The organism is Mycobacterium novum (assembly GCF_010726505.1).
Taxonomy (GTDB): Bacteria; Actinomycetota; Actinomycetes; order Mycobacteriales; family Mycobacteriaceae; genus Mycobacterium; species Mycobacterium algericum.
The window spans coordinates 1,704,406-1,727,561 of the sequence record NZ_AP022562.1; the positions used below are offsets into that span (position 1 = coordinate 1,704,406).

Annotated in this window: 23 protein-coding genes; 14 read left to right on the forward strand and 9 right to left on the reverse strand. The window is 67.4% G+C overall.

Annotated elements, in window-relative coordinates; translation table 11 throughout:
* Window positions 1-25 precede the first annotated feature (25 nt).
* Complete coding sequence (locus tag G6N19_RS07860) at window positions 26-1,165, forward strand: uroporphyrinogen-III synthase (RefSeq protein ID WP_193466115.1); 1,140 nt, start codon at window positions 26-28, stop codon at window positions 1,163-1,165.
* On the opposite strand, the gene nirD is transcribed toward G6N19_RS07860, so the two are convergent.
* Together nirD and nirB are read right to left on the reverse strand one after the other, a co-directional pair.
* Window positions 1,162-1,527 (reverse strand): nitrite reductase small subunit NirD, encoded by a 366-nt coding sequence (gene nirD / locus G6N19_RS07865; protein ID WP_013827184.1) that lies wholly within the window; start codon window positions 1,525-1,527, stop codon window positions 1,162-1,164. The genes G6N19_RS07860 and nirD overlap by 4 nt on opposite strands.
* The gene (nirB, locus tag G6N19_RS07870; RefSeq protein ID WP_049792812.1) at window positions 1,524-4,100 is read right to left on the reverse strand and encodes a nitrite reductase large subunit NirB; all 2,577 of its coding nucleotides are present in this window, start codon (window positions 4,098-4,100) and stop codon (window positions 1,524-1,526) included. Before nirB ends, nirD begins: the two co-directional genes overlap by 4 nt.
* A gap of 220 nt (window positions 4,101-4,320) precedes the next feature.
* Here nirB and G6N19_RS07875 point away from each other — a divergent pair, with 220 nt between their 5' ends.
* The 6 genes from G6N19_RS07875 to G6N19_RS07900 all read left to right on the forward strand — a co-directional run bounded on the left by G6N19_RS07875 (window position 4,321) and on the right by G6N19_RS07900 (window position 9,852).
* Window positions 4,321-4,767 (forward strand): Hsp20/alpha crystallin family protein, encoded by a 447-nt coding sequence (locus tag G6N19_RS07875; RefSeq protein ID WP_013827182.1) that lies wholly within the window; start codon window positions 4,321-4,323, stop codon window positions 4,765-4,767.
* A 164-nt stretch (window positions 4,768-4,931) separates the two neighbouring features.
* On the forward strand, window positions 4,932-5,228 hold the full coding sequence (locus G6N19_RS07880; protein ID WP_013827181.1) for a hypothetical protein: 297 nt from the start codon (window positions 4,932-4,934) through the stop codon (window positions 5,226-5,228).
* Window positions 5,229-5,293: 65 nt separating this feature from the next.
* A complete protein-coding gene (locus G6N19_RS07885) occupies window positions 5,294-6,133 on the forward strand; it encodes a hypothetical protein (RefSeq protein WP_041316752.1) in 840 nt (279 codons plus the stop codon).
* Window positions 6,134-6,169: 36 nt separating this feature from the next.
* Window positions 6,170-8,092, forward strand: a complete 1,923-nt coding sequence (locus tag G6N19_RS07890; protein WP_193466116.1) for a fumarate reductase/succinate dehydrogenase flavoprotein subunit — start codon at window positions 6,170-6,172, stop codon at window positions 8,090-8,092.
* The gene (locus G6N19_RS07895) at window positions 8,092-8,847 is read left to right on the forward strand and encodes a succinate dehydrogenase/fumarate reductase iron-sulfur subunit (protein ID WP_013827178.1); all 756 of its coding nucleotides are present in this window, start codon (window positions 8,092-8,094) and stop codon (window positions 8,845-8,847) included. Before G6N19_RS07890 ends, G6N19_RS07895 begins: the two co-directional genes overlap by 1 nt.
* Window positions 8,848-8,850: 3 nt before the next feature.
* A complete protein-coding gene (locus G6N19_RS07900) occupies window positions 8,851-9,852 on the forward strand; it encodes an aldo/keto reductase (protein ID WP_193466117.1) in 1,002 nt (333 codons plus the stop codon).
* A gap of 9 nt (window positions 9,853-9,861) precedes the next feature.
* On the opposite strand, the gene G6N19_RS07905 is transcribed toward G6N19_RS07900, so the two are convergent.
* The 3 genes from G6N19_RS07905 to G6N19_RS07915 form a co-directional block, all read right to left on the reverse strand.
* Window positions 9,862-10,668, reverse strand: a complete 807-nt coding sequence (locus G6N19_RS07905; protein ID WP_081465617.1) for an aldo/keto reductase — start codon at window positions 10,666-10,668, stop codon at window positions 9,862-9,864.
* Window positions 10,669-11,034: 366 nt separating this feature from the next.
* On the reverse strand, window positions 11,035-11,904 hold the full coding sequence (locus tag G6N19_RS07910) for an inositol monophosphatase family protein (protein WP_041316748.1): 870 nt from the start codon (window positions 11,902-11,904) through the stop codon (window positions 11,035-11,037).
* 64 nt (window positions 11,905-11,968) lie between these two features.
* Window positions 11,969-12,454: a flavin reductase family protein gene (locus G6N19_RS07915; protein ID WP_013827174.1), complete on the reverse strand. Its 486-nt coding sequence runs from the start codon at window positions 12,452-12,454 to the stop codon at window positions 11,969-11,971.
* 261 nt (window positions 12,455-12,715) lie between these two features.
* On the opposite strand from G6N19_RS07915, the gene G6N19_RS07920 reads away from it, so the two are divergent.
* The 3 genes from G6N19_RS07920 (at window position 12,716) to G6N19_RS07930 (ending at window position 16,462) form a co-directional block, all read left to right on the forward strand.
* Complete coding sequence (locus G6N19_RS07920) at window positions 12,716-14,560, forward strand: acyl-CoA dehydrogenase (protein WP_013827173.1); 1,845 nt, start codon at window positions 12,716-12,718, stop codon at window positions 14,558-14,560.
* A 211-nt stretch (window positions 14,561-14,771) separates the two neighbouring features.
* The gene (locus G6N19_RS07925) at window positions 14,772-15,737 is read left to right on the forward strand and encodes a GlxA family transcriptional regulator (protein ID WP_193466337.1); all 966 of its coding nucleotides are present in this window, start codon (window positions 14,772-14,774) and stop codon (window positions 15,735-15,737) included.
* Between the two features lie 11 nt (window positions 15,738-15,748).
* Window positions 15,749-16,462, forward strand: coding sequence for a DJ-1/PfpI family protein (locus G6N19_RS07930; RefSeq protein ID WP_013827171.1), 714 nt, complete (start codon window positions 15,749-15,751; stop codon window positions 16,460-16,462).
* A gap of 172 nt (window positions 16,463-16,634) precedes the next feature.
* Here G6N19_RS07930 and G6N19_RS07935 read toward each other — a convergent pair whose 3' ends face one another.
* The gene (locus G6N19_RS07935; protein WP_013827170.1) at window positions 16,635-17,981 is read right to left on the reverse strand and encodes an acetyl-CoA C-acetyltransferase; all 1,347 of its coding nucleotides are present in this window, start codon (window positions 17,979-17,981) and stop codon (window positions 16,635-16,637) included.
* A gap of 151 nt (window positions 17,982-18,132) precedes the next feature.
* On the opposite strand from G6N19_RS07935, the gene G6N19_RS07940 reads away from it, so the two are divergent.
* Together G6N19_RS07940 and G6N19_RS07945 are read left to right on the forward strand one after the other, a co-directional pair.
* Window positions 18,133-19,497 carry a 3-oxoacyl-ACP reductase gene (locus tag G6N19_RS07940; protein ID WP_041319374.1) on the forward strand — a complete coding sequence of 455 codons (1,365 nt, stop codon included), beginning with the start codon at window positions 18,133-18,135 and terminating at the stop codon, window positions 19,495-19,497.
* Window position 19,498: 1 nt separating this feature from the next.
* On the forward strand, window positions 19,499-20,341 hold the full coding sequence (locus G6N19_RS07945) for a MaoC/PaaZ C-terminal domain-containing protein (protein ID WP_013827168.1): 843 nt from the start codon (window positions 19,499-19,501) through the stop codon (window positions 20,339-20,341).
* Between the two features lie 16 nt (window positions 20,342-20,357).
* On the opposite strand, the gene G6N19_RS07950 is transcribed toward G6N19_RS07945, so the two are convergent.
* The gene (locus G6N19_RS07950; RefSeq protein ID WP_133054404.1) at window positions 20,358-20,555 is read right to left on the reverse strand and encodes a hypothetical protein; all 198 of its coding nucleotides are present in this window, start codon (window positions 20,553-20,555) and stop codon (window positions 20,358-20,360) included.
* Between the two features lie 120 nt (window positions 20,556-20,675).
* Here G6N19_RS07950 and G6N19_RS07955 point away from each other — a divergent pair, with 120 nt between their 5' ends.
* Window positions 20,676-20,816, forward strand: coding sequence for a hypothetical protein (locus tag G6N19_RS07955; protein ID WP_013827166.1), 141 nt, complete (start codon window positions 20,676-20,678; stop codon window positions 20,814-20,816).
* 65 nt (window positions 20,817-20,881) lie between these two features.
* Here the strand turns inward: G6N19_RS07955 and G6N19_RS07960 are convergent, their stop codons facing one another.
* Both G6N19_RS07960 and G6N19_RS07965 read right to left on the reverse strand, forming a co-directional pair.
* Complete coding sequence (locus G6N19_RS07960) at window positions 20,882-21,508, reverse strand: TetR/AcrR family transcriptional regulator (RefSeq protein WP_041316745.1); 627 nt, start codon at window positions 21,506-21,508, stop codon at window positions 20,882-20,884.
* Between the two features lie 77 nt (window positions 21,509-21,585).
* Window positions 21,586-22,773, reverse strand: coding sequence for a glycoside hydrolase family 3 N-terminal domain-containing protein (locus G6N19_RS07965; RefSeq protein WP_193466118.1), 1,188 nt, complete (start codon window positions 22,771-22,773; stop codon window positions 21,586-21,588).
* A 188-nt stretch (window positions 22,774-22,961) separates the two neighbouring features.
* On the opposite strand from G6N19_RS07965, the gene G6N19_RS07970 reads away from it, so the two are divergent.
* On the forward strand, window positions 22,962-23,135 hold the full coding sequence (locus G6N19_RS07970) for a DUF2613 domain-containing protein (protein WP_013827163.1): 174 nt from the start codon (window positions 22,962-22,964) through the stop codon (window positions 23,133-23,135).
* The last annotated feature ends 21 nt before the right edge of the window (window positions 23,136-23,156 follow it).

The following is a 23,156-nucleotide window of genomic DNA, read 5'->3' on the forward strand; positions in this document are numbered from 1 at the left end:
ATCCCGGCGCTGCGGCGGCTCTCGGATGACCCGGCCGGACCGGGCGGCGCTGAGCGGCTACCGGGTCGCGGTGACCTCGTCGCGTCGCGCCGACGAGCTCTGCACCCTGCTTCGGCGCCACGGTGCCACCGTCTGTGCCGCTCCGGCGATCGACATGGTCGACCTCACCGATGACGACGAATTGCACCGCTGTACGGAGGAATTGATCGCGAGACCACCCGACATTCTGGTGGTGACGACCGCGATCGGTTTCCGCGGCTGGATCGCCGCCGCCGAGGGGTGGGGACTGGCCGATGAACTCATCGAGGCGTTGCACACCGCCCGGATTGTCGCTCGTGGGCCGAAGGCGGTGGGCGCACTGCGCGCGGCGGACCTGCCCGAGGAGTGGTCGCCAGAATCCGAATCTTCGGCCGCGATGCTCGGCTACCTGCGGGCCGCGGGTGTCTGCGGCCACCACATCGCGGTCCAGCTGCACGGCACCAGCGGCGGCTGGGATCCGGCTCCCGAGCTACTCGACCGACTCCGTTGTGCGGGCGCCGAAGTGACGCCCATTCAGGTCTACCGGTGGCGGGCGGCCCGGCCCGGTGGAGAGTTCGACCAGTTGACCACCGAGATCGCCCAGCGGCAGTTCGACGCCGTCAGCTTCACCTCGGCCGCGGCGGTGATGGCCACGCTCACCCGCGCCGTCGAGCTCGGCATCTCCGATGAGCTGCTCGGCGCGCTGCGGTCGGAGGTACACGCGATGTGTGTGGGTCCGCTGACAGCCCGGCCGCTGACGCAGCTCGGTGTCCCCACGTCGTCACCGCGGCGGATGCGGCTGGGGGCGTTGGCTCGCCACATCGTGGACCAGCTTCCCCGGTTGCGCTCCCGCGCCGTGTACGCCGCCGGCCACCGGATCGAGGTTCGCAGCAGTTGCGTGATGGTCGACGGGGTGGCCAAGGCGGTGTCACCCGCCGGGATGGCGACGCTGCGCGCGTTGGCTCGTCATCCCGGAAGGGTGGTGTCCCGTGACGACCTGCTCGACGCCCTGCCGGGCAACGGCCGTAGCACGCACGCGGTGGAAACGGCGGTGCTGCGGCTACGAAATACGCTGGGCGACAAAAACATCATCGCTACCGTCGTGAAACGCGGTTATCGGCTTGCGGTCGACCAGCCGAACGGTTAAGCGACGGCCCGCTCGGCGCCGGTCCGGCCGATCTGCACGTAGCCGTCCACCACTCGCGTCGGGTACACCCGCACCGAGATGCGGGGGTCGTCCAGGCAACTGCCGTCGTCGAAGGCGAACGCCTGCTTCTTCAGCGGCGAGATGACCGAGAGCCGGCCGCCGCGGTCACCCACGATGCCCCGCGACAGCACGGCCGCCCGGAAGAACGGGTCGACATTGCACACCGCGTGCACCGAGCCGTCATCGAGCCGGAACAGCGCGGCCTGCTTGCCGTTGTCGAGCAACACCCCCACGCCGAGGCCGGGGATGAGCTGGTCGTACCGGCAGGCGGTGGTCCATGTCGAGACGGTGGTGGTGATCATGATTCCTCCTCAGTGCGCAGTACCGGGATGGGTAACGGAACTTTGCGGCCGTCGCGCTCGGTGAACGCGACGGTCGGGTCTTCGGCGTCGGGGGCGTTGACGAACGACACAAAGCGCGCCAGCTTCTCCGGGTCGTCGAGCACCCCCTTCCATTCGTCGGTGTAGTTGTCGACGTGGCGGGCCATCGCTGCCTCGAATTCGGAAGCGAGGCCCAATGAGTCGTCGCAGACGACTTCGCGGATGTGGTCGAGCCCGCCTTCGATCGACTCGACCCAGGGTGCGGTGCGCTGCAGCCGATCCGCCGTACGGATGTAGAACATCAAGAACCGGTCGATGTAACGGAACACCGTCTCGGTGTCGATGTCGGAGGCGAGCAGTTGGGCGTGCTTGGGCGACATCCCACCGTTGCCGCCGACGTACAGATTCCAGCCGATCTCGGTGGCGATCACGCCGACGTCCTTGCCCCGCGCCTCGGCGCATTCGCGCGCGCAGCCGGACACCCCCATCTTGATCTTGTGCGGTGCGCGCAGGCCCCGATAGCGCAGTTCCAGGTCGACGGCCATCTTCACGGAGTCCTGCTGTCCGTAGCGGCACCAGTCACTGCCCACGCAACTCTTCACGGTCCGCAGCGACTTGCCGTATGCCTGACCGGATTCCATGCCGGCATCGACCAACTTGCGCCAGATGGCCGGCAGCTGATCCACTCGGGCGCCGAACATGTCGATCCGCTGACCGCCGGTGATCTTGGTGTAGAGCCCGAACTCCTGCGCGATCTGACCGATCAGGATCAGGTGCTCGGGCTTGATCTCACCGCCGGGCACTCGGGGAACCACCGAGTAGCTGCCGTTGCGCTGAATGTTGGCCAGGAAGTGGTCATTGGAGTCCTGCAGTGCCGCCTGCTCGCCCTCCAGGATGTGCTCGGAACCGGTGGACGCCAGGATGGAGGCGACGGTCGGCTTGCAGATGTCGCAGCCGTGGCCGCTCCCGAAGCGCTGCAGCAGCTCGGAGAAGGTACGGATCCCGGTGACCTGGACGATCTGGAAGAGTTCGGCGCGCGACTGCGCGAAGTGCTCGCACAGCGCCTTCGACTGCTCCACGCCCTCGGCGACCAGCAGCTCCTTGAGCAGCGGAATGCAGGAGCCGCACGAGGTGCCGGCCTTGGTGCGGTTCTTCAATGCCTGGACGTCGCAGCAGCCGTCAGCGATCGCTTCGCACAGTTGGGTCTTAGTGACGTTGTTGCAGGAACAGATCTGCGCCGCCCCGGGCAGCGCACCGATCCCCAACGACGTCTTGCCGTCGCCACCGGAACCCGACGGCGCGATCAGGTCGAGCGGATCGCCGGGCAATTCGGCGCCGACCATCGGGCGCAGCACACCGTATGACGTGGCGTCTCCGACAAGAATCCCGCCGAGCAGGGTCTTGGCGTCGTCGGAGAGCACCAGCTTGGCGTAGGTGCGCTTCACCGGGTCGTTGACCACGACCGACAGTGAGTTCGCGGTGGTCCCCATCGCGTCGCCGAAGCTGGCCACGTCGACGCCGAGCAACTTGAGTTTGGTGGACATGTCGGCTTCGCCGAATTCGGCCAGGCCGTCGAGCAGCCGGTCGGCGACCACCTCGGCGCTGGTGTAGCCCGGGCCGACCAGGCCGTAGCAGACGCCCTCGATGGCGGCGACCTCACCGATCGCGTAGACATCGGCGTCACTGGTCATACAGGAGATGTCCGTGAGTACGCCGCCGCGCTCGGCGATCGACAGGCCGGCCTCGCGGGCCAACTCGTCGCGCGGACGGACCCCGGCGGCGAAGATCACCAGTCCGGCCTCGATGACGGTGTCGTCGGAGAGCCGCACCATCAACGTGGGCGACCGGTGCTCGTGGGTGCGGCGTTCGATGGCCTGCGTGCCGACTCCGACATGGACGGCGATACCCAGATCGGAGATCATCCGGCCCAGCAGCGAGCCGCCGGCGTCGTCGAGCTGCTGCGGCATCAGCCGCGGCGCCATCTCGACGATGTGCGGTTCGATCCCGGATGCCCGCAGCGCGTTGGCCGCCTCGAGGCCCAGCAGCCCGCCGCCGATGACCACGCCGGCGCGGGTGCCGCCGGCTTCCAACATGCATTCGATGTCGGCGCGGATACCGTCGAGGTCGTCCAGGGTGCGGTACACGTGGCAGCCCGGCAGATCATGGCCCGGCACCGGCGGCACGAAGGCCCGCGATCCGGTCGCCAGCACCAGGGTGTCGTAGCGGTAGCTCTCGCCGTTGGCGGTCTGCACGATCTTGGCGCCGCGATCGATCTCGGTGACCCGGGATTTGAGCAGCAACCGGACCTGCTCGTCGCCGGCGTAGTCGTTGCCCGGCAGCGCCAGCCGGGAGCGGTCCCAACCGTCGGTGTAAGACGTCAGCCCGACCCGGTCGTAGGCCGGGTCGGACTCCTCGGCCAGCACGGTGACCCGCCAGCTTCCACTGCCGGCCCGACTGCGCAGCGCCTCCACGAAGCGGTGGCCGACCATGCCGTGTCCGACTACGACCAGTTCCCGAACGGGGTCGCCGGCGCGGGGCGTTTCGATCGGGGCCATGCGCTGAGATTAGAAAGGCGATATTGCGGCAGTATCGCCATGCGTTACAAGCGTGTGACGGTGTGCTCACGTGGCTGTGAGGGTGTCCGCCAGGCCCGCGGAGTGTGGGTTTGTTCACTATCGGCGAACGCGGAACTTTAGCGTGGTCGACTCAAGTTCTACTCGATGACGGGCCGGTACCGACCGGCGCGGCAGCAATCCAAGAAAGGTAGTGACACCAATGAGCACCCTCACTCTGTGGCCCCGCCCGTTCGACACCGACCGGTGGGTACGCGACTTCTTCGGCCCGGCCACGGCCAACGACTGGCGGACGCCCGCGGCCGGCGGCTTCCGACCCGCCGCCGAGATCACCAAAGACGGCGACGACGCGGTGGTCCGCCTGGAGCTCCCGGGCATCGACGTGGAGAAGGACGTGACCGTCGAACTCGACGGCGGCCGTCTGGTCATCCGCGGCGAGCGCCGCGACGAGCACATCCAAGCCGACTCCGGTAACGACCAACGCACGCTGCGCGAAGTGCGCTACGGCGCCTTCCGCCGGTCGTTCGCGGTACCGGGGCACGTCACCGGCGACGACGTCTCGGCGTCCTACGACGCCGGCGTACTGAGCGTCCGGGTAGCCGGCGTCCACGCCGGCGCCCAGCCGCAGCGGATCGCCATCACCAAGTAGGCCGTAACCACGACTGGCCCGGAAAACCCCCGCACACAGCGTGTGTGGGGGTTTTTCTGTGCCCGACGTTTCGCCACACCAACGTGATCTGTCTCACGTCCGGTTCCCGATGTGGCTAGCATCGGGTGAACGTACTGTGATCCGTAACACCTGAGGAGGAACCGGTGTCGAGCACTAGCGAACTCGCCGAACTGCACGCCCTGATTGGCGACCTGCGGCGCTGCGTGCTGGGACTGAAGACCCGGTTCGGCGATATCCCTGGGATGCGCCGCATCGAGATGGACGCCGAGCGCATCCTCGCCGATGTTCAACTCCTCGAATCCGACGCCGGGGAACTCGATCTGCAACGCTGGGCCGCCGAGCGCGCCCAGGAGAAGATCGCGATCCCCGATACCGAGTACGACAGCGAATTCTGGCGTGACGTCGACGACGAGGGCGTCGGCGGCCAGGGCAGGTACTGACCCCACCGGGTGCTGCTTGTATAAGGGGCGCCCTCCGACGAAATCCAGCCGAAGGGAACCCCCAGATGAGCGCACCCGCCGTGAACCGTCCTGGCACCGGCGTCTTCTCGGCGACTCGCGCACGGATCGCGGATCGCACCCTGCGCACCGACCGGTGGTGGTTATCGCCGCTGCGGGTCAATGTCTTCCTCAGCGCGTGGGTTCTCTACGCAACGGTCCGGGCGTTCTGGGGCAGCGACTACTGGGTCGACAGATATCACTACCTGACACCGTTCTACTCGCCGTGTATCAGCGCATCCTGCGTGGAGGGCTCCAGCCACCTGGGGGTCTGGCTGCCGGAATTCCCCTGGTGGATTCCGCTGGGTGCGTTGGTTCTGCCGTTTCTGTTGGCGTTCCGGCTGACCTGCTACTACTACCGCAAGGCCTACTACCGCGCCTACTGGCTCTCGCCGGCGGGATGTGCAGTGCCCGAACCGCGTGCCGGCTACACCGGGGAGACCCGGTTCCCGCTGATCATCCAGAACAGCCACCGCTACTTCTTTTACGCCGCCCTGGCCATCACCATGCTGAACACCTATGACGCGATCACCGCGTTCTACTCCGCGGACGCCAACGGTGGCGCCGGTGGTTTCGGGTTCGGCCTGGGCAACATCGTGCTCTGCGTCAACGTGGCAATGCTGTGGGCCTACACCGGCGGTTGTCACTCCTGCCGGCACGTCATGGGTGGACGGCTCACGCACTTCTCCAAAAACCCGGTGCGCTACTGGCTTTGGTCGAAGATCAGCTGGTTCAACGGCCGGCACCAGCAGTTCGCCTGGATCACTCTGGGCACGCTGGCCTTCACCGACTTCTATGTCTGGATGGTGGCCAGCGGCGTCTTCACCGATATCCGGTTCATCGGCTGACGAAGCCTCATTCACACGAAGAGTAAGCGAGAATTCATGGTTGAAGTCGAACGGCACTCCTACGACGTGGTCGTGATCGGTGCCGGCGGCGCGGGTCTGCGCGCGGTCATCGAAGCCCGCCAGCAGGGCCTGAGCGTGGCGGTGGTGTGCAAGTCGCTGTTCGGCAAGGCGCACACCGTGATGGCCGAGGGCGGCGCCGCCGCATCGATGGGCAACGTCAACGACAAAGACAACTGGCAGGTGCACTTCGGCGACACCATGCGCGGCGGCAAGTTCCTCAACAACTGGCGGATGGCCGAACTGCATGCCCGCGAGGCGCCGGAGCGGGTCTGGGAGTTGGAGACCTACGGCGCGTTGTTCGACCGCACCAAAGACGGGAAGATCAACCAGCGCAACTTCGGTGGCCACACCTATCCGCGACTGGCGCACGTCGGCGACCGCACCGGCCTGGAGATGATCCGCACGCTGCAGCAGAAGGTCGTCTCGCTGCAGCAGGACGATCACGCCGAGTTCGGCGACTACGAGGCGAAGATCAAGGTCTTTCACGAGTGCACCATCACTGAACTGCTCAAAGACTCCAAAGACGGGGCCGCCGGGCGGATCTCCGGTGCCTTCGGCTACTGGCGCGAATCCGGCAAGTTCATCGTGTTCGAGACGCCCGCGGTGGTGCTGGCCACCGGCGGGATCGGCAAGTCGTTCAAGGTGACCTCGAACTCCTGGGAGTACACCGGCGACGGACACGCGCTGGCGCTACGGGCCGGCGCGACGTTGATCAATATGGAATTCGTGCAGTTCCATCCGACCGGGATGGTGTGGCCGCCCAGTGTGAAGGGGATTCTGGTCACCGAGGGTGTGCGCGGCGACGGCGGGGTGCTCAAGAACTCCGACGGGACGCGGTTCATGTTCGACTACATCCCACCGGTGTTCAAAGGCCAGTACGCCGAAACCGAGCAAGAAGCCGACCAGTGGCTCAAGGACAACGACTCGGCCCGCCGCACCCCCGACCTGCTGCCGCGCGACGAGGTGGCCCGCGCCATCAACTCCGAGGTCAAGGCCGGACGGGGTTCACCCCACGGCGGGGTGTTCCTCGACATCGCCTCCCGGCTCAAGCCGGAGGAGATCAAGCGCCGACTGCCCTCGATGTACCACCAGTTCATGCAGCTCGCCGAGGTCGACATCACCAAGGACGCCATGGAGGTGGGCCCTACCTGCCACTACGTGATGGGCGGTATCGAGGTCGACCCGGACACTGCGGCAGCCGCGGTCCCGGGGCTGTTCGCCGCCGGTGAATGCGCCGGTGGGATGCACGGGTCCAACCGGCTGGGCGGCAACTCGCTGTCGGATCTGCTGGTCTTCGGCCGCCGCGCCGGTCTGGGCGCCGCGGAGTACGTGCGGGGGCTTGCCAGTCGGCCGGCGGTTGCACCGGCGGCGTTGGAGACCGCGGCGAAGCTGGCTCTGGCCCCGCTCGACCGGCCAGGCGGCGCGGGCGAGAATCCGTACACGCTGCACGCCGAGCTCCAGCAGTCGATGAACGACCTGGTCGGCATCATCCGCAACGCCGGCGAGCTGGAACAGGCCGTGGCCCGGCTCGAGGAGTTCAAGACCCGGTTCGCGACCGTGGCCGTCGAGGGCGGTCGGCACTACAATCCGGGCTGGCATCTGGCCGTCGACCTGCGCAACATGCTGCTGGTCAGCGAGTGCGTGGCCAAGGCCGCGCTGCAGCGCACCGAGAGCCGCGGCGGGCACACCCGAGACGACCACCCTGGCATGGACTCGAATTGGCGCAAGACCCTGCTGGTCTGCCGGGTCGCCAACGACAGCGAGGTGCCCGACATCACGATCACCCCGGAGGCGCAGACCGCGATGCGCGAGGACCTGCTGGAACTGTTCGAGATTTCCGAGCTGGAGAAGTACTACACCGACGAAGAGCTGGCGCAACACCCGGGACGGAGAGCGTAATGACACATATCGCCCAGCTACGGGTATGGCGCGGCGACATCGACGGTGGTGGGCTGCAGGACTTCGAGGTCGAGGTCAACGAGGGTGAGGTGGTCCTCGACGTCATCCATCGGTTGCAGGCGACCCAGACACCCGACCTGGCGGTGCGCTGGAACTGCAAGGCCGGCAAGTGCGGCTCGTGTTCGGCGGAGATCAACGGCTTCCCCCGACTGTTGTGCATGACGCGGATGTCGATGTTCTCCCCGGATGAGACCATCACGGTGACGCCGGTGCGGACCTTCCCGGTGGTTCGTGACCTGGTCACCGACGTCTCCTTCAACTACGAGAAGGCCCGCGAGATGCCGTCCTTCAAGCCGCCGGCGGATCTTCAACCCGGCGAGTACCGGATGCAGCAGGTCGACGTCGAGCGGTCCCAAGAGTTCCGCAAGTGCATCGAATGCTTTCTGTGCCAGAACGTCTGCCACGTCATCCGGGACCACGAGGACAACAAGCCGAACTTCGCCGGCCCGCGGATGTTCATCCGGCTGGCCGAGTTGGAGATGCACCCGCTGGACACCGCCGACCGGCGTCAGTTGGCTCAGGACGAGGCCGGTCTCGGTTTGTGCAACATCACCAAGTGCTGCACCGAGGTCTGCCCGGAACACATCACGATCACCGACAACGCCATCATCCCGATGAAGGAGCGGGTGGCCGGAGATCGCTACGACCCGATCGTCTGGCTCGGCCGAAAGATCTTCCGCCGCAAGCCTGACTGACCCGTGAAGACCACCACGCTGGGACGAAGCGGTCTGCAGGTTTCGCGCCTGGCGCTGGGAACCTGGGAGTTCAGCGGCGCATGGGGCGAAGTCCGGGAGGACAACGCGATCGCAATCGTCCGCCGGGCTCGCGAGCTGGGGTTCAACTTCTTCGACACCGCCCATGAGTACGGATTCGGAACCGCTGAGCGCATTCTCGGCACCGCATTGCGTCACGATCTCGACCATGCCCGTGACGAGGTGGTGATCGCGACCAAAGGCGGACTGCGGGAGACCGACGACGGTCCGGTCCGCGACGCCCGGCCCGAATGGCTCCGCCACGACGTCGACACCAGCCTGGCCGCATTGGGCATCGATCACATCGACCTGTATCAGGTGCACTGGCCCGACCCCACCGTGCCTGCCGCCGAAACCGCCGGCGCGCTGGCCGAATTGGTCGCGGTCGGCAAGATCCGCCACGTCGGGGTATCGAATTACGACGTCGATCAGATCGCGCAGTTCTCGGCGACCCTTCCGGTGGAAACGGTCCAGCCGCCGTTCAACATGCTGCGCCGCGACCTGCAGGACACCTTGTTGCCCTACTGCCGCGACAACGGCATTGGCGTGCTGGTCTACGGGGCGCTGGCGCACGGTCTGCTGACCGGGACCATCACCGCCGAGAGCAGGTTCGACGACGACGACTGGCGCGCGCGAAGCGGGATCTTCAGCGGGGACGATTTCGGGCGGAACCTGGAAGTCGTTGAGGGACTTCGCACTCTGGCCGCCGACTTGGGTGTCACACTGAGCCAGCTAGCGCTCGCCTGGGCGTTGGCGCAGCCGGGTGTGCACGTCGCGATCGTCGGCGCACAGCATGTCGGTTACCTGCAGGACAGCGCCGCCGCGGTGCACCTGGAGCTGAGGCCCGATGATCTGGCCGACATCGCCGAGATCCTGGCCCCAGCGGCACCGCTGAGCGGCCCCTATCCCGAGATGTGGAAAGAGTTCGCCGAACGCGACGGCCGATGACGCATATGCTCAGGTGCCCAGGAACGTCATCGGGTGGTGGTGGATCCGGGTTCCGTTGTGCAGCCCGTTGAGCAGTGCCATGTCGTCGTCGCTCAACTCGAAGTCGAAGACGTCGAAGTTCTCCGCGATTCGGTGTGGCCTCGACGAGCGCGGGGTGACCACATTGCCCAGCTGCAGACTCCAGCGGATGAGCACCTGCGCCGGCGACCGGTCGTGCTTGGCGCCGATCGCCTTCACCGTCGGATTGTCGATCACCCGCACGATGATGTGGCGCTCGCCGAAGCCCAACGGGCTGTGCGCCTCGGTGACGATGCGCTGCTCGGCGTGAAACCGGCGCAGCCGCTCCTGATTGAACAGCGGGTGCAGTTCGACCTGGTTGAGTGCGGGCGCCACCGAGGTCTCGTCGATGAGCTCGGTGAGCAAGTCCTCGGTGAAGTTGCAGACGCCGATCGAGCGGACCAGGCCCTGTTCGCGGGCGTGGATCATGGCCTGCCAGCTATCGAGGTACTTGCCCACCTTCGGAGCCGGCCAGTGGATCAGATACATGTCCAGGTAGTCCAGGCCGAGCCGGTCGATGCTCTCGCGGCAGGCGTCCAGGGTGCTGGCGTACCCCTGTCGGGAGGTGCCCAGCTTGGTGGTGACGAACAGTTCGGAACGCGGAACCCCAGACGCCTTGATGGCGCGGCCCACCACCGCCTCGTTGCCGTAGGAGGCCGCGGTGTCGATCAGCCGGCAGCCGCTCTCCAGAGCGGCCAGAATCGAAGCCTCGGTCTGCTCATCGGACAGCTTCGCCACACCGAGTCCCAAGACGGGCATGGTCACGTTGTTGTTGAGGGCGGTATGGGGAATCGAATACGCATTCGCCCCAGCCTTGGCGGACGCGGCGGTGTCCACCGCGAATGAAGCAAAAGAAATCGTCATCTTTTCGACCTATACATTCGGTTACTTTGCATCTCTAGTTACGTTTCCAGCACGCGATACTGCCGCTCGTCGCGGCACCAAACCTCCTGGGCTTTGACAGCAGATGATGCGCTTATCCAGCGATACCGCGTCGATGCGGTTCGGGAGCACGGGCGCATCCGCACGGTCCGTTATACCGACGTGATCAAACCGCGGTCAACCCGTGATAGGCAATAAATGGGTTCTGGCGTGAATTTCATCACGATTCCGGGGCGGGTGTGACTATTGCGGGATCGCGGCGAAACCACCCTCTCGCCGCAGCGTCGCAATGAATTCGTCGGCGATGCCGGGTGCCGCGGCGATGATGACATCGCCCCCGTCGGGCTCCGGACCCGGCAACACCACCCGGGCGCCCGCCTCGGCCGCGATCAACGATCCCGCCGCGTGGTCCCACAGCTTGATCCCGTGCTCGTAATACACGTCCAGCCGTCCCGCGGCAACCATGCACAGATCCAGCGCCGCCGAGCCGATCCGCCGCACGTCGCGCACCGCCGGTAGCAACCGGGCCAGCAACACCGCCTGCGCGGCCCGGCGGTTGGGCGAGTACCCGAAGCCGGTCCCGAGCAGTGCCACGGACAGTTCGGCGACCTCGGTGCAACGCAGCGCAGCGGTGCCCGTCCGATCGGTGACCCGTGCACCCAGCCGGGTACCGGCCGAATAGATCCGGTCACCGACCACGTCCGCGACCGCGCCGGCCACTGACACCCCGCCGACCTGCGCCGCCACCGAGACCGCGTAGGCCGGTACGCCGTACATGAAGTTGACAGTGCCGTCGATCGGGTCGACGACCCAGGTGACCGCACCGGGGTCGCGCCCGGAGACGTCGCCGGAACCGCCGCCTTCCTCTCCCAGCACCGCATCGCCGGGCCGCAGCCGGGCCAGCCGGTCCCGGATGAACCGCTCGGTCTCGGTGTCGACCACCGTCACCGGATCGGTAGGACTGCTTTTCGTCTGCACCAGGTCGTGGACCGAATCGGCGGTCTGCGCGCCGAATACCTCGGCGCGGCGGCGCCGGACGAGTTCGGCCGCCTCGGCCACCAGCGCCTCGGCCGTGGACCTCAATTGCCCGGGGTCACTACTGGGATTCGCCATCTGCCCATAGCAACACATCTGCGGTGGCCGTCGCACCTTCGGCGAGACCGCGCCGCAGCGGCAATCAGCCGCCGAGCCGGCGGAAACCGCTGCGGTGAAACACGATCGGTGTGATCTCGGGATCGACCGTCACATCGCATACTCGCAGCACCACGATGGTGTGGTCGCCGGCGGGCACCAATTGCTCGACCGAGCTGCCCAGCCATACCCCGGTGCCCTTGATGAACACCGCGCCTTCGTTGGTCACCGTTTCCAGCCCGGCGAACCGGTCGCCGGTCTTGGCGGCGAGCGTGCGTGCCGCGATGTCGTGCGCCTCACCCAGCACGCTGATGCCCAGCCGGGGCGAGTCCTTGAGTTTCGGCCACGTCGTCGAGGTGTTCTGCACGCAGAACGACACCAGCGGCGGCTCGAGTGACACCGGCACGAAGGTGCTGGCGGCCAACCCGACCCGGATGCCGTCGACCTCGGCCGCGACGGCCACCACGCCGGACGGGAAATGGCCGAACGCCTCCCGGAGCGACGACGGCGTCAGATTGCTGGCGGAACTCACGTGGGCACTCACCGGGAACTCATTCACCTCGTCGGGTCTGGTCGCTGAAGAACCCTACCCGCCGCGTCTCCGCCGTGGCGGATCGGCCGCGGCGGAGCGAGCTGACCAGGTGAGACCAACTGGTTGGTTAGTTAGCTAAGACGATGTAGCTCACACTGGCTTGCGCTGTGATTCCCAGGGGGTATATTTCAGGGCACGTTACTGGTGGGTAACTTAAGCCCGAGTACCCAACCACAGGTGGCATTCCATGAGGAGGAAGCTGTGAGCCACTACAAGAGCAATGTCCGTGACCAGGTATTCAACCTATTCGAGGTCTTCGGCCTGGACCAGGTCTTCGGCCAGGGCGAATACACCGACCTGGACGTCGACACCGCTACGGAGATGCTCGGCGAGATGGTCCGGCTGGCTGAGGGCCCGATTGCTGACTCCTTCGTCGACGGCGACCGCAACCCGCCGGTGTTCGACCCGGCCACCCACACGGTGACGTTGCCCGAGTCGTTCAAGAAGTCGGTGCGCGCCACGTTGGAGGCCGGCTGGGACAGGGCCGGCATCGACGAACAGCTTGGCGGCATGCCGATGCCCAAGGCACTGATGTGGGCGCTGCACGAACACATCCTCGGCGCCAACCCGGCGGTGTGGATGTACGCCGGCGGTGCCGGCTTCGCCAACATCTTCTTCCACGTGGCCACCGAAGAGCAGAAGAAGTGGGCCGTCATCGCCGCCGAGCGCGGCTGGGGCTCGACCATGGTGCTCACGGAGCCCGATGCCGGCTCGGATGTCGGCGCCGGCCGCACCAAGGCCGTCCAGCAGGCGGACGGCTCCTGGCACATCGACGGCGTCAAGCGGTTCATCACCTCCGCTGACTCCGACGACCTGTTCGAGAACATCTTCCACCTGGTACTGGCCCGGCCCGAGGGCGCCAAGCCCGGTACCAAGGGCCTGTCGCTGTTCTTCGTGCCGAAGTTCCTGTTCGACTTCGAGACCGGGGAACTCGGCGAGCGCAATGGTGTGTTCGTCACCAACGTCGAGCACAAGATGGGACTGAAGGTCTCGGCCACCTGTGAGCTCACGTTCGGCCAGCACGGCGTGCCGGCCAAGGGCTGGCTGGTCGGCGAGGTGCACAACGGCATCGCGCAGATGTTCGACGTGATCGAACAGGCCCGGATGATGGTCGGCACCAAAGCCATCGCGACACTGTCCACCGGCTACCTCAACGCGCTGGAGTACGCCAAGGAGCGGGTGCAGGGCGCCGATCTGACCCAGATGACCGACAAGTCCGCGCCGCGGGTGACCATCACCCACCACCCGGACGTGCGCCGGTCGCTGATGACCCAGAAGGCCTACGCCGAGGGGCTGCGGGCGCTGTACCTCTACACCTCGACCTACCAGGACGCCGCCGTCGCCGAGAAGCTGCACGGCGTTGAGCCCGATCTCGCCGTCCGCATCAACGACCTGATGCTGCCGATCGTCAAGGGTGTCGGCTCCGAGCAGGCCTATGCCAAGCTCACCGAGAGTCTGCAGACGCTCGGCGGGTCGGGCTTCCTGCAGGACTACCCGATCGAGCAGTACATCCGTGACGCCAAGATCGACTCGCTGTATGAGGGCACCACGGCGATTCAGGCGCAGGACTTCTTCTTCCGCAAGATCATCCGGGACAAGGGCCAGGCCCTGGCACACGTCGCGGGCGAGATCGAGGCGTTCATCGCCAACGAGTCCGGCAACGGCCGGCTCAAGGCGGAGCGTGAGCTGCTGGCCACCGCGCTGGCCGATGTGCAGGGCATGGCCGCGACGCTGACCGGCTACCTGATGGCCGCGCAGGAGGACATCGCCAGCATCTACAAGGTGGGGCTGGGCTCGGTGCGCTTCCTGATGAGCGTCGGCGACCTGATGATCGGGTGGTTGCTGGCCCGCCAGGCCGCGGTGGCCGTCGAGGCCCTGGACGCTGCCGCCGGCGATCTTTCAGCCGCTGACCGGGCGTTCTACGAGGGCAAGATCGCGGTGGCATCGTTCTTCACCAAGAACTTCCTGCCTTTGCTGACCAGCACTCGTTCGGTGATCGACGCCATCGACAACGACATCATGGAGCTCGACGAAGCGGCGTTCTAGAACGCCGCGACAACACAGGCCGCGCAGGCCCCCGAGGCGATCCCTCGGGGGCCTGTTGCATTGGCGGGCCCAGAACGGGCGAGCAGACGTGAAAGCCCCCAAATCAGGGGCGAAATGGGGGCTTACGCGTCTGCCCGGCGAGAAATCGCGTGTCCTGATCTGTGGGACGTGTGGCGTAGACGCCATGGGTTCTACGACTGACACTGATGGCGTGACCCGCAACGTCGTCGTCCTCGGCTACCCCGGCGTCCAGGCGCTGGACGTGTTCGGCCCGTCGGAGGTGTTCGCCGCCGCGTCGCTGGCACTGCTGGGCGAGGGTCGCGCCGACCGGTACGCCGTCAGCGTGGCAAGCGTCGACGGTACGGCGATCGCCACCAGCAGCGGACCAGCCATCGCCACGACCGCGCTGCCCGAGCCCACATCGGGTCTCGACACGGTGGTGCTGCCCGGCGGCGCGGGTGTCGACGCGGCGCGGGCCGACCCGGCGACCGTGGCGTGGATCCGCACCGCCGCCGCCCATTGCCGACGGGTGGTCAGCGTGTGCACCGGCGCGTTCCTGGCCGCGCAGGCGGGCCTGCTGAACGACTGCCGCGCGACCACGCACTGGGCGTTCGCCGACGCCCTGGCGCACGAATTCCCAGCGGTCACCGTCGATCCCGAACCCATCTTCGTGCGCAGCTCAGCGTCGGTGTGGACCGCGGCCGGGGTCACCGCCGGAATCGATCTGGCGTTGGCGCTGATCGAAGAGGATCACGGAACCGAGGTGGCCCAAACGGTGGCCCGCTGGCTGGTGATCTACCTGCGCAGACCCGGCGGGCAGTCTCAGTTCGCGGCGCCGGCCTGGCTGCCACGGGCCCGCCGCGCGCCGATCCGCGACGTGCAAGAGCTGATCGAGTCCGAACCCGGTGGGCCGCACCGGATTCCCGAACTCGCCGCCCGCGCTGCCATGAGCCCCCGACACTTCACCCGGGTGTTCACCGACGAGGTCGGAATCGCGCCCGGCGCCTATGTGGAACAAGTGCGCACCGAGGCAGCACGCCGACAACTCGAGGAAACCGACGACACCGTCGTCGCGATAGCGGGCCGCTGCGGCTTCGGCACCGCAGAAACCCTGCGCCGCACCTTCATCCGCCGGCTCGGCATCTCACCGGACCACTACCGCAAGACCTTCGCCTGAGAGGAACACCCATGCAGATCGCCATCGTGTTGTATCCCGGCTTCACGGCACTGGACTTCATCGGACCCTATGAGGTGTTGCGCTGGCTGCCCGATGCCCGGGTGCGGTTTCTGTGGCACGAGCCCGGGCCGATCACCGCCGACTCCGGCGTGCTCGTCGTCGCGGCCACCCATTCGTTCGACGAAACCCCCTCCCCCGACGTCATTCTGGTACCCGGCGGCATGACTACCACCGAACACGCCCGCGACGAGAAGCTGCTGGCGTGGGTGCGGCGCGCACATTCCACGGCCACCTGGACGGCATCGGTGTGCTCCGGGTCGATCATCCTGGCGGCCGCCGGGCTGCTCTCCGGCAAGCGAGCCACCTCCCACTGGATGGCGCTGCCCGCCCTCAAGGCGTTCGGGGTCACCCCGATCGCAGACGAACGCATCGTGGTCTCCGGCGACATCGTCACCTGTGCGGGAGTCTCGGCCGGCATCGACCTCGGACTGTGGCTGGCCGGACGGATCGGCGGCGAGCACCGCGCGAAGGTCATCCAGCTGTCGCTGGAATACGACCCGCAGCCGCCGTTCGACTCCGGGCACATGTCGAAGGCGTCGGCGAAGACCAAGGCCGCGGCGAGCGCGCTGATGGCCAAGGATCTGGCGACACCGAGCCAGCTGAAAGCCGGAGCACTACTGCTGTGGGACCGAGCGATCGGCGCGGCCCGAAGCCGGCGCGGTTAGCCGGGATGAGTTGGCCGCCGCTGGATCCCCTCAGTCCAGCGGCGGGCCAAGACGCAGGTTGCTCCGCGATGCCGTGGGCCGGACGCCCGCGCGGAGCGAACCGTGCTGCTGACTACCCGCGGGCACCCGGGCACAAACCTGGTGGTCGGCGGTCTGGTCGCCGCCGCGGGCGCTAGCCCTCCAAGATGGCGGCCACGCCCTGACCGCCCGCGGCGCAGATCGAGATCAGCGCCCGTACCGGCTTGTTCTTCGAGGCGCCTTTCTTCGCCGCCTTGGCCTCGGCGATCTGTTTGGCCGCCTGCGCCACGATCCGCCCACCGGTGGCCGCGAACGGGTGCCCGGCTGCCAGCGACGAGCCGTTGACGTTGAGCTTGGACCGATCGATCGCGCCCAGCGCGGCGTCCAGTCCCAGCCGTTGCTTGCAGTAATCCTCGGACTCCCACGCCGCCAAGTGGCACAGCACCGTCGAGGCGAACGCCTCGTGGATCTCGTAGAAATCGAAGTCCTGCAACGTCAGTCCGTTGCGGGCCAACAGCCGCGGCACCGCGTAGGTCGGCGCCATCAGCAGCCCGTCCGGGCCGGTGACGTAATCCACGGCGGCCGTCTCGGAGTCGACGAAGTACGCCAGCGGGGTCAGCTTGTGCGCGGCCGCCCACTGCTCGCTGGCCAGCAGCGCCACCGACGCGCCGTCGGTCAGCGGTGTGGAATTGCCCGCGGTCATGGTGGCGTCGCCGGCTTTCGCGCCGAACACCGGCTTGAGGGTCGCCAACTTCTCCGGGCTCGACTCGGGCCGCAGGTTGTTGTCGCGGTAGAGGCCCTGAAACGGGGTGACCAGGTCGTCGAAGAAGCCGCGGTCGTAGGCGGCGGCCATGTTGCGGTGGCTGGCCGCGGCCAGCTCATCCTGGTCGACCCGCTTGATCCCCATCTGCTTGGTGGTGACCGCCTGGTGTTCACCCATGGAAAGCCCGGTGCGGGCTTCTTTGTTGGCCGGGATCTCCACACCCAGGGTGGCCGGCAGCTTGCCGACCAGCTTCAGACGCGCCAGGTTCGACTTGGACCGGCGCAGCGCCAGCAGCGTGCGGCGCAGCTCGTTGCCTACCTCCAGCGGCGCATCCGAGGTGGTGTCCACCCCGCCCGCGGCTGCCACCTCGTAACGGCCGGCGGCGATACCGTCGGCAGCGCAGATGGCCGCCTGCAATCCGGTGCCGCACGCCTGCTGCAGGTCAAAGGCCGGCGTGTAGGGCGACAGCGCCGAGCCGAGCACGGATTCCCGGATCAGGTTGAAGTCCCGGCTGTGCTTGAGCACCGCGCCGCCGATCACGGCATCCAACTTCTCGCCGGCCAAGCCGAACCGGTCGACCAGGCCGCCCAGTGCCGCGGTGAACATATCCTGGTTGGACGCGCTGGCGTAGGCGCCGTCGGAGCGTGCGAACGGGATGCGGTTACCACCGAGGACGGCGACGCGGCGACGCGCGCCGGGCTCGGCGGGGGTGGGCTTAGCAGCAGATCCAGGTGCCACGATCTCTCCGTCTGGTGGTCGGGCGCCCCGCACCGGCGGGACGATCGGGGTGATACTACCCAGTATTCTTACTCTGGAGTAAGTTCGTTGTCGACACCGTGGCCTGCACCAGGCACGTCCCCACATGGAAGGCAGCACGATGGCCCCTAAACTGGCCCCCAAACTCCCGACCGACCTGTTGTCCCAGATCCTGAACTCCGCCCCGGGATCATTCCTGTCCAAACAACTGGGTGTTCCCCAGGCCGAGACGCTGCGCCGCTACCGGGTTGGCGAGCCACCGCTGGCCGGGCCGCTGCTGATCGGCGGGTCCGGCCGGGTCGTCGAACCGTTGCGCACCGCGCTGGCCGGCGACTACGAGGTGGTCGGCGACAACCTCGGTGGCCGCTGGGCCGACTCGTTCGGCGGGCTGGTCTTCGACGCCACCGGCATCAACTCACCGGCGGGGCTGACCGAGCTGCACGACTTCTTTACGCCGCTGCTGCGCAACGTGGGCCGCTGCGGCCGGCTCGTCGTGGTGGGCACCACGCCGGAGGCGACCGGCAGCGTCGACGAGCGGATCGCCCAGCGGGCGCTGGAAGGCTTCACCCGCTCGCTCGGCAAGGAGCTGCAACGCGGCGCCACCGTGCAGCTGGTGTACCTGTCGCCGGAAGCCAAGCCGGGCGCCACCGGCCTGGAATCGACGATGCGATTCATCCTGTCGGGCCGCTCGGCCTACGTCGACGGGCAGGTGTTCTACGTCGGCGCCGATGACGCCACCGCGCCAGCCGACTGGGACCGCCCGCTGGAGGGGAAGGTGGCGATCATCACCGGCGCCGCGCGTGGCATCGGCGCCACCATCGCCGAGGTGTTCGCCCGCGACGGCGCCAAGGTGGTGGCGATCGACGTGCCAGGCGCGGCCGAGGCCCTCAACGCAACGGCCGCCCGGGTGGACGGCACCGCGCTGGCACTGGACGTCACAGCCGACGACGCGGTCGACCAGATCGCCGCACACCTCAAAGAGCACTACGACGGCAACGCCGACATCTTGGTCAACAACGCCGGTATCACCCGCGACAAGCTGCTGGCCAACATGGACGACGCCCGCTGGAACGCGGTGCTGGCGGTCAACCTACTTGCACCGCAACGTCTTACCGAAGGCCTGGTGTCGCGCGGCAGTATCGGTAAGGGCGGCAGAGTGATCGGGCTGTCATCGATGGCCGGCATCGCCGGCAACCGCGGCCAGACCAACTACGCGGCCACCAAGGCCGGCATGATCGGGCTCACCGATGCGCTGGCGCCGGTGCTGGCGGACAAGGGCATCACGATCAACGCCGTCGCGCCGGGGTTCATCGAGACCGAGATGACCGCGGCGATCCCGTTGGCCACCCGGGAGGTGGGCCGCCGGCTGAACTCGCTGTTCCAGGGCGGCCAGCCCGTCGATGTCGCCGAGCTGATCGGCTACTTCGCCAGCCCGGCGTCAAACGCGGTGACCGGCAACACCATCCGGGTCTGCGGCCAAGCCATGCTGGGGGCCTGACGTGACGCAACCCAGTGGCGCCAAGAACATGTTGCGCGCGGTCGCCGGAGCGCTGCCGTTCATTCCGCGGTCCGGCGCCCTGCCGGACCGGACGTTGCGGGTCGACGACCTGGCCATCGACGCCGGCCACGTCGCCGAGTACGCCGCCGTCACCGGGTTGCGCTACGGCAACCACGTCCCGGTCACCTACCCGTTCGCGCTGACCTTCCCCACGGTGATGTCGCTGGTGACGGGGTTCGATTTCCCGTTCGCCGCAATGGGCTCGGTGCACACCGAGAACCGGATTACCCAGTACCGGCCGATTGCGGTCACCGACACCGTCGACGTCGAGGTGCACGCGGAGAACCTGCGCGAACATCGCAAGGGCCTGCTCGTTGATATCGTCACCGACCTCCACGTCGGCAACGACCTGGCCTGGCATCAGGTGACCACCTTCCTGCATCAACAGCGCACCAGCCTGTCCGATGAGCCCAAGCCGCCGCCGGCCAAACAACCCAAGCTGGGACCGCCGAACGTGGTGCTGCGGGTCACGCCCGGTCAGATCCGCCGCTACGCCTCCGCCGGCGGTGACCACAATCCGATCCACACCAGCTCGATCGGCGCCAAGCTGTTCGGCTTCCCGACGGTGATCGCCCACGGAATGTTCTCCGCAGCAGCGGTTCTGGCGAATATCGAAGGGACGCTGCCGGACGCGGTGGACTACACGGTGCGGTTCGGCAAGCCGATGCTGCTGCCGGCCGGCCCGGGGCTCTACGTCGACCGGGTCGAGGGCGGCTGGGATCTGTCGCTGCGCAACATCGCCAAGGGCTATCCGTATCTGACCGGCGCGGTGCGGGCACTGTAGCCGGCACTTTGCCGGATCAGCCGATCTCGGCAGCGAGGCCGGCCGCCCGCAGCAGGTTGGCCTTGCTGACCTGCCAGCGTGCGCTCACGACATCGATACCCCACACCGGGATCGACATCACCAACCCGCGGACCACCACCATCACCGTGTCCATGTAGGCCCGCGCAGAGAAACCCGGTGTGGGCGCGGCCAGCGCTTCGGCGGAGGTAACCACGAGTCCGTAGATATGTTGCTCCAGCCACCATTCGACCATGGTGATGCGTGATCTGCTGGCGTTGCCGCCGACCGACAGCCGACCGCAGACCAGCTTCCGACTGCGGATCTCGTCAACGCCTTGCTCACCACGGCTCCGGCCTACGCCGCCAATCTGTTCGCACAAGAACTCGGTTCCGGAGACATCCTCAACGCGCTCGGCATGCCGATCGCCGGCCTGTTCGGGTTGGCAGCATCGCCCTCGGATTCGAATTCATCGTGATCAAGCAGGCGGTTTCGGAGATCACCGCCGAGTTCCAGGAGCTCTTCGCGGCCTGACGGGCCGGGCTATCCCGCGGCGGCGCTCTCGGCGCCGTCACGGCCGCCGGGCGCCTCCTTGAGGCCGCGCCAGAACAGGTCGATCATCAGCTCGCCCGCCTCGTCGACGTCGGTGTCGCCCGTGCTGACCCGGCTGGCGATCGCCTCGCCGGCGCCGACCAGTGCGACCGCCATCATGTCGAAGTCGACGCCGGGCTCGGGGTTGCGGGTGCCGGCCCGCAACAGCCGGCCGACCAGCTCGACGATCCGCTCGCGCCCCTCCCGCACGGTGTGGGCGAACGCCTGCGAACTGGTGGCCTGCGAATACATCACGATCCAAGACGCCCTGTTGGTGTCGATGTAGTGCAGGAACGACCGGATCGTGTTCCGCAACAGGTCTTTCGGGCTCTGCTGGAAGTCGATGCTGGTGCGCACCGTCTCGACGAAGCGCGCCAGCTCACGGTCCAGACACGCCCCGAAGAGTTCCTCCTTGGAGCCGTAGTACAGGTAGAGCATCGGCTTGGAGATCTGGGCCGCCGCCGCGATCGAGTCCATCGAGGTCTCGTGATAGCCGTTGATCGAGAACATCTGCACCGCGGCGTCGAGCATCTGCTGTTCGCGCACAGCCCGCGGTAACCGCTTACTGCCAGCTGCCATCGCCTCGGGGTTCCTTCCGCGTACCTTCTGCCGCACGATCTTACCGAAGAGTAACTTCGCGTCCGGCGGTGGCGGTATCAGCCGTGGCAGTGCGTTCCCGGTTTCTTGACCGCCGCCAACCGCGCCAACGAGGCATCGATCGCCTCACGCTTCAACTCGCCCGCCGCCACCGCCTGCTCCAGCCGGTCCAACACCGCCGGCACCTCGTCGGTGGTGACCCACAGCGCGATGTCCACGCCGGCCTGCAGGCTTCGCAACACCGCATCGGCGACGCCGTAGTGTTCGGTGATGGCGGCCATCGACGACAGATCGTCGGTGAATACCAGCCCGGAGAACGCCGGGCCGTGATAGTCGGTGCCGGCGCGCAACAGGCTGACCGCGGCGGGACTCAGGCTGGCCGGGTCCTCGGTCAGGCCGGGCACCTCCAGGTGTCCCATCATCACCGCCACCGGCGCCTGGGTGACCAGCGTGCGATAGGGCACCAGGTCGTTGTCCTGTAGCTGCGCCAGCGGTGGCGTGGCCACCGCCCCGGCGGTGTGCGAGTCACCGGAGCCGTGGCCGTGGCCGGGGAAGTGTTTGAGCACCGGCAGCAGCCCGGCGTCACGCAGTCCCTGCGCGTACGCCCCGGCGTACTCGGTCACCTTGGCCGGGTCCGAGCCGAACGAGCGGTCGCCGATCACGGTGTCGTCGTCGGTGCCGGCGGCGACCACGTCGACCACGGGCGCGAAGTCGATGGTGATGCCCAGGTCGGCCATCTTGCGGCCGCGCTCGGCCGCCAGCTCGCGCACCTGCGCGGCGCTGTGGGTAGCCGCCAGCTCCTTGGCCGACGGCGAGGACCCGATCAGCGAGGACAGCCGCGCCACCCGGCCGCCCTCTTCGTCGACACTGACCGCCAGCGGCAGCGGACCGGCGGCGGCCTGGTCTTCCTTGATCTCGGTCAGCGAACCGTCGGTCAGCATCGACAGCTCGGTCCAGCTGCCGATGAAGATGCCGCCGACATGATGGTCGGTGACCACCGCGCGCGCGTCGGCCGCGTCACGGACGCCGACCATCACCAGCTGCGCGAGCTTGTCGCGGATCGGCAGAGCCGCCAACTGCTTGCAGGCCGGGTCAACCGGCGCGGCGGCCGTCGAGGTGTCCGTCGACTCCGCCGGTGTCGACGGCGCGGGTGTCTCGGTGCGGTGGGAGCAGGCGGTCGTCAGCGCCGGCAGCAACGCGGCCGCCAACAGCAGACCGGGCAGGTGTCGAGTCAGCGATGCAGGCATCGCACCATGCTGTCACGGCCGGAACATCGGGGCTGATGCGGCGGCCCCAGCGTCACCTCTTCTTCGCCGAGGATCGCTGAACCGCATGTGTTTATGCGGCGCGTGCTACGTTGGCGGGCGGGGGTCACCGGGGGCGGTGTTGTTGGTGCCCCGAGATCACGTCGCGGGACTGCGGAAGGAGCCAGACCATGCCTCGGTTCGTGGTACCGGCGGCCATCAGCATTGTCGTCGGGGTGCTGCTCGGCGCGGCGGCCGTCTTCGGCGTGACCTTGATGGTGCAACAGGACACCAAGCCGCAGATCGCCGGGGGCGACCCACAGTCCTCGGTGCTGAACAGGGTGGAATACGGCAACCGCGGCTGACCTGCGGACGCCGTCGACTTC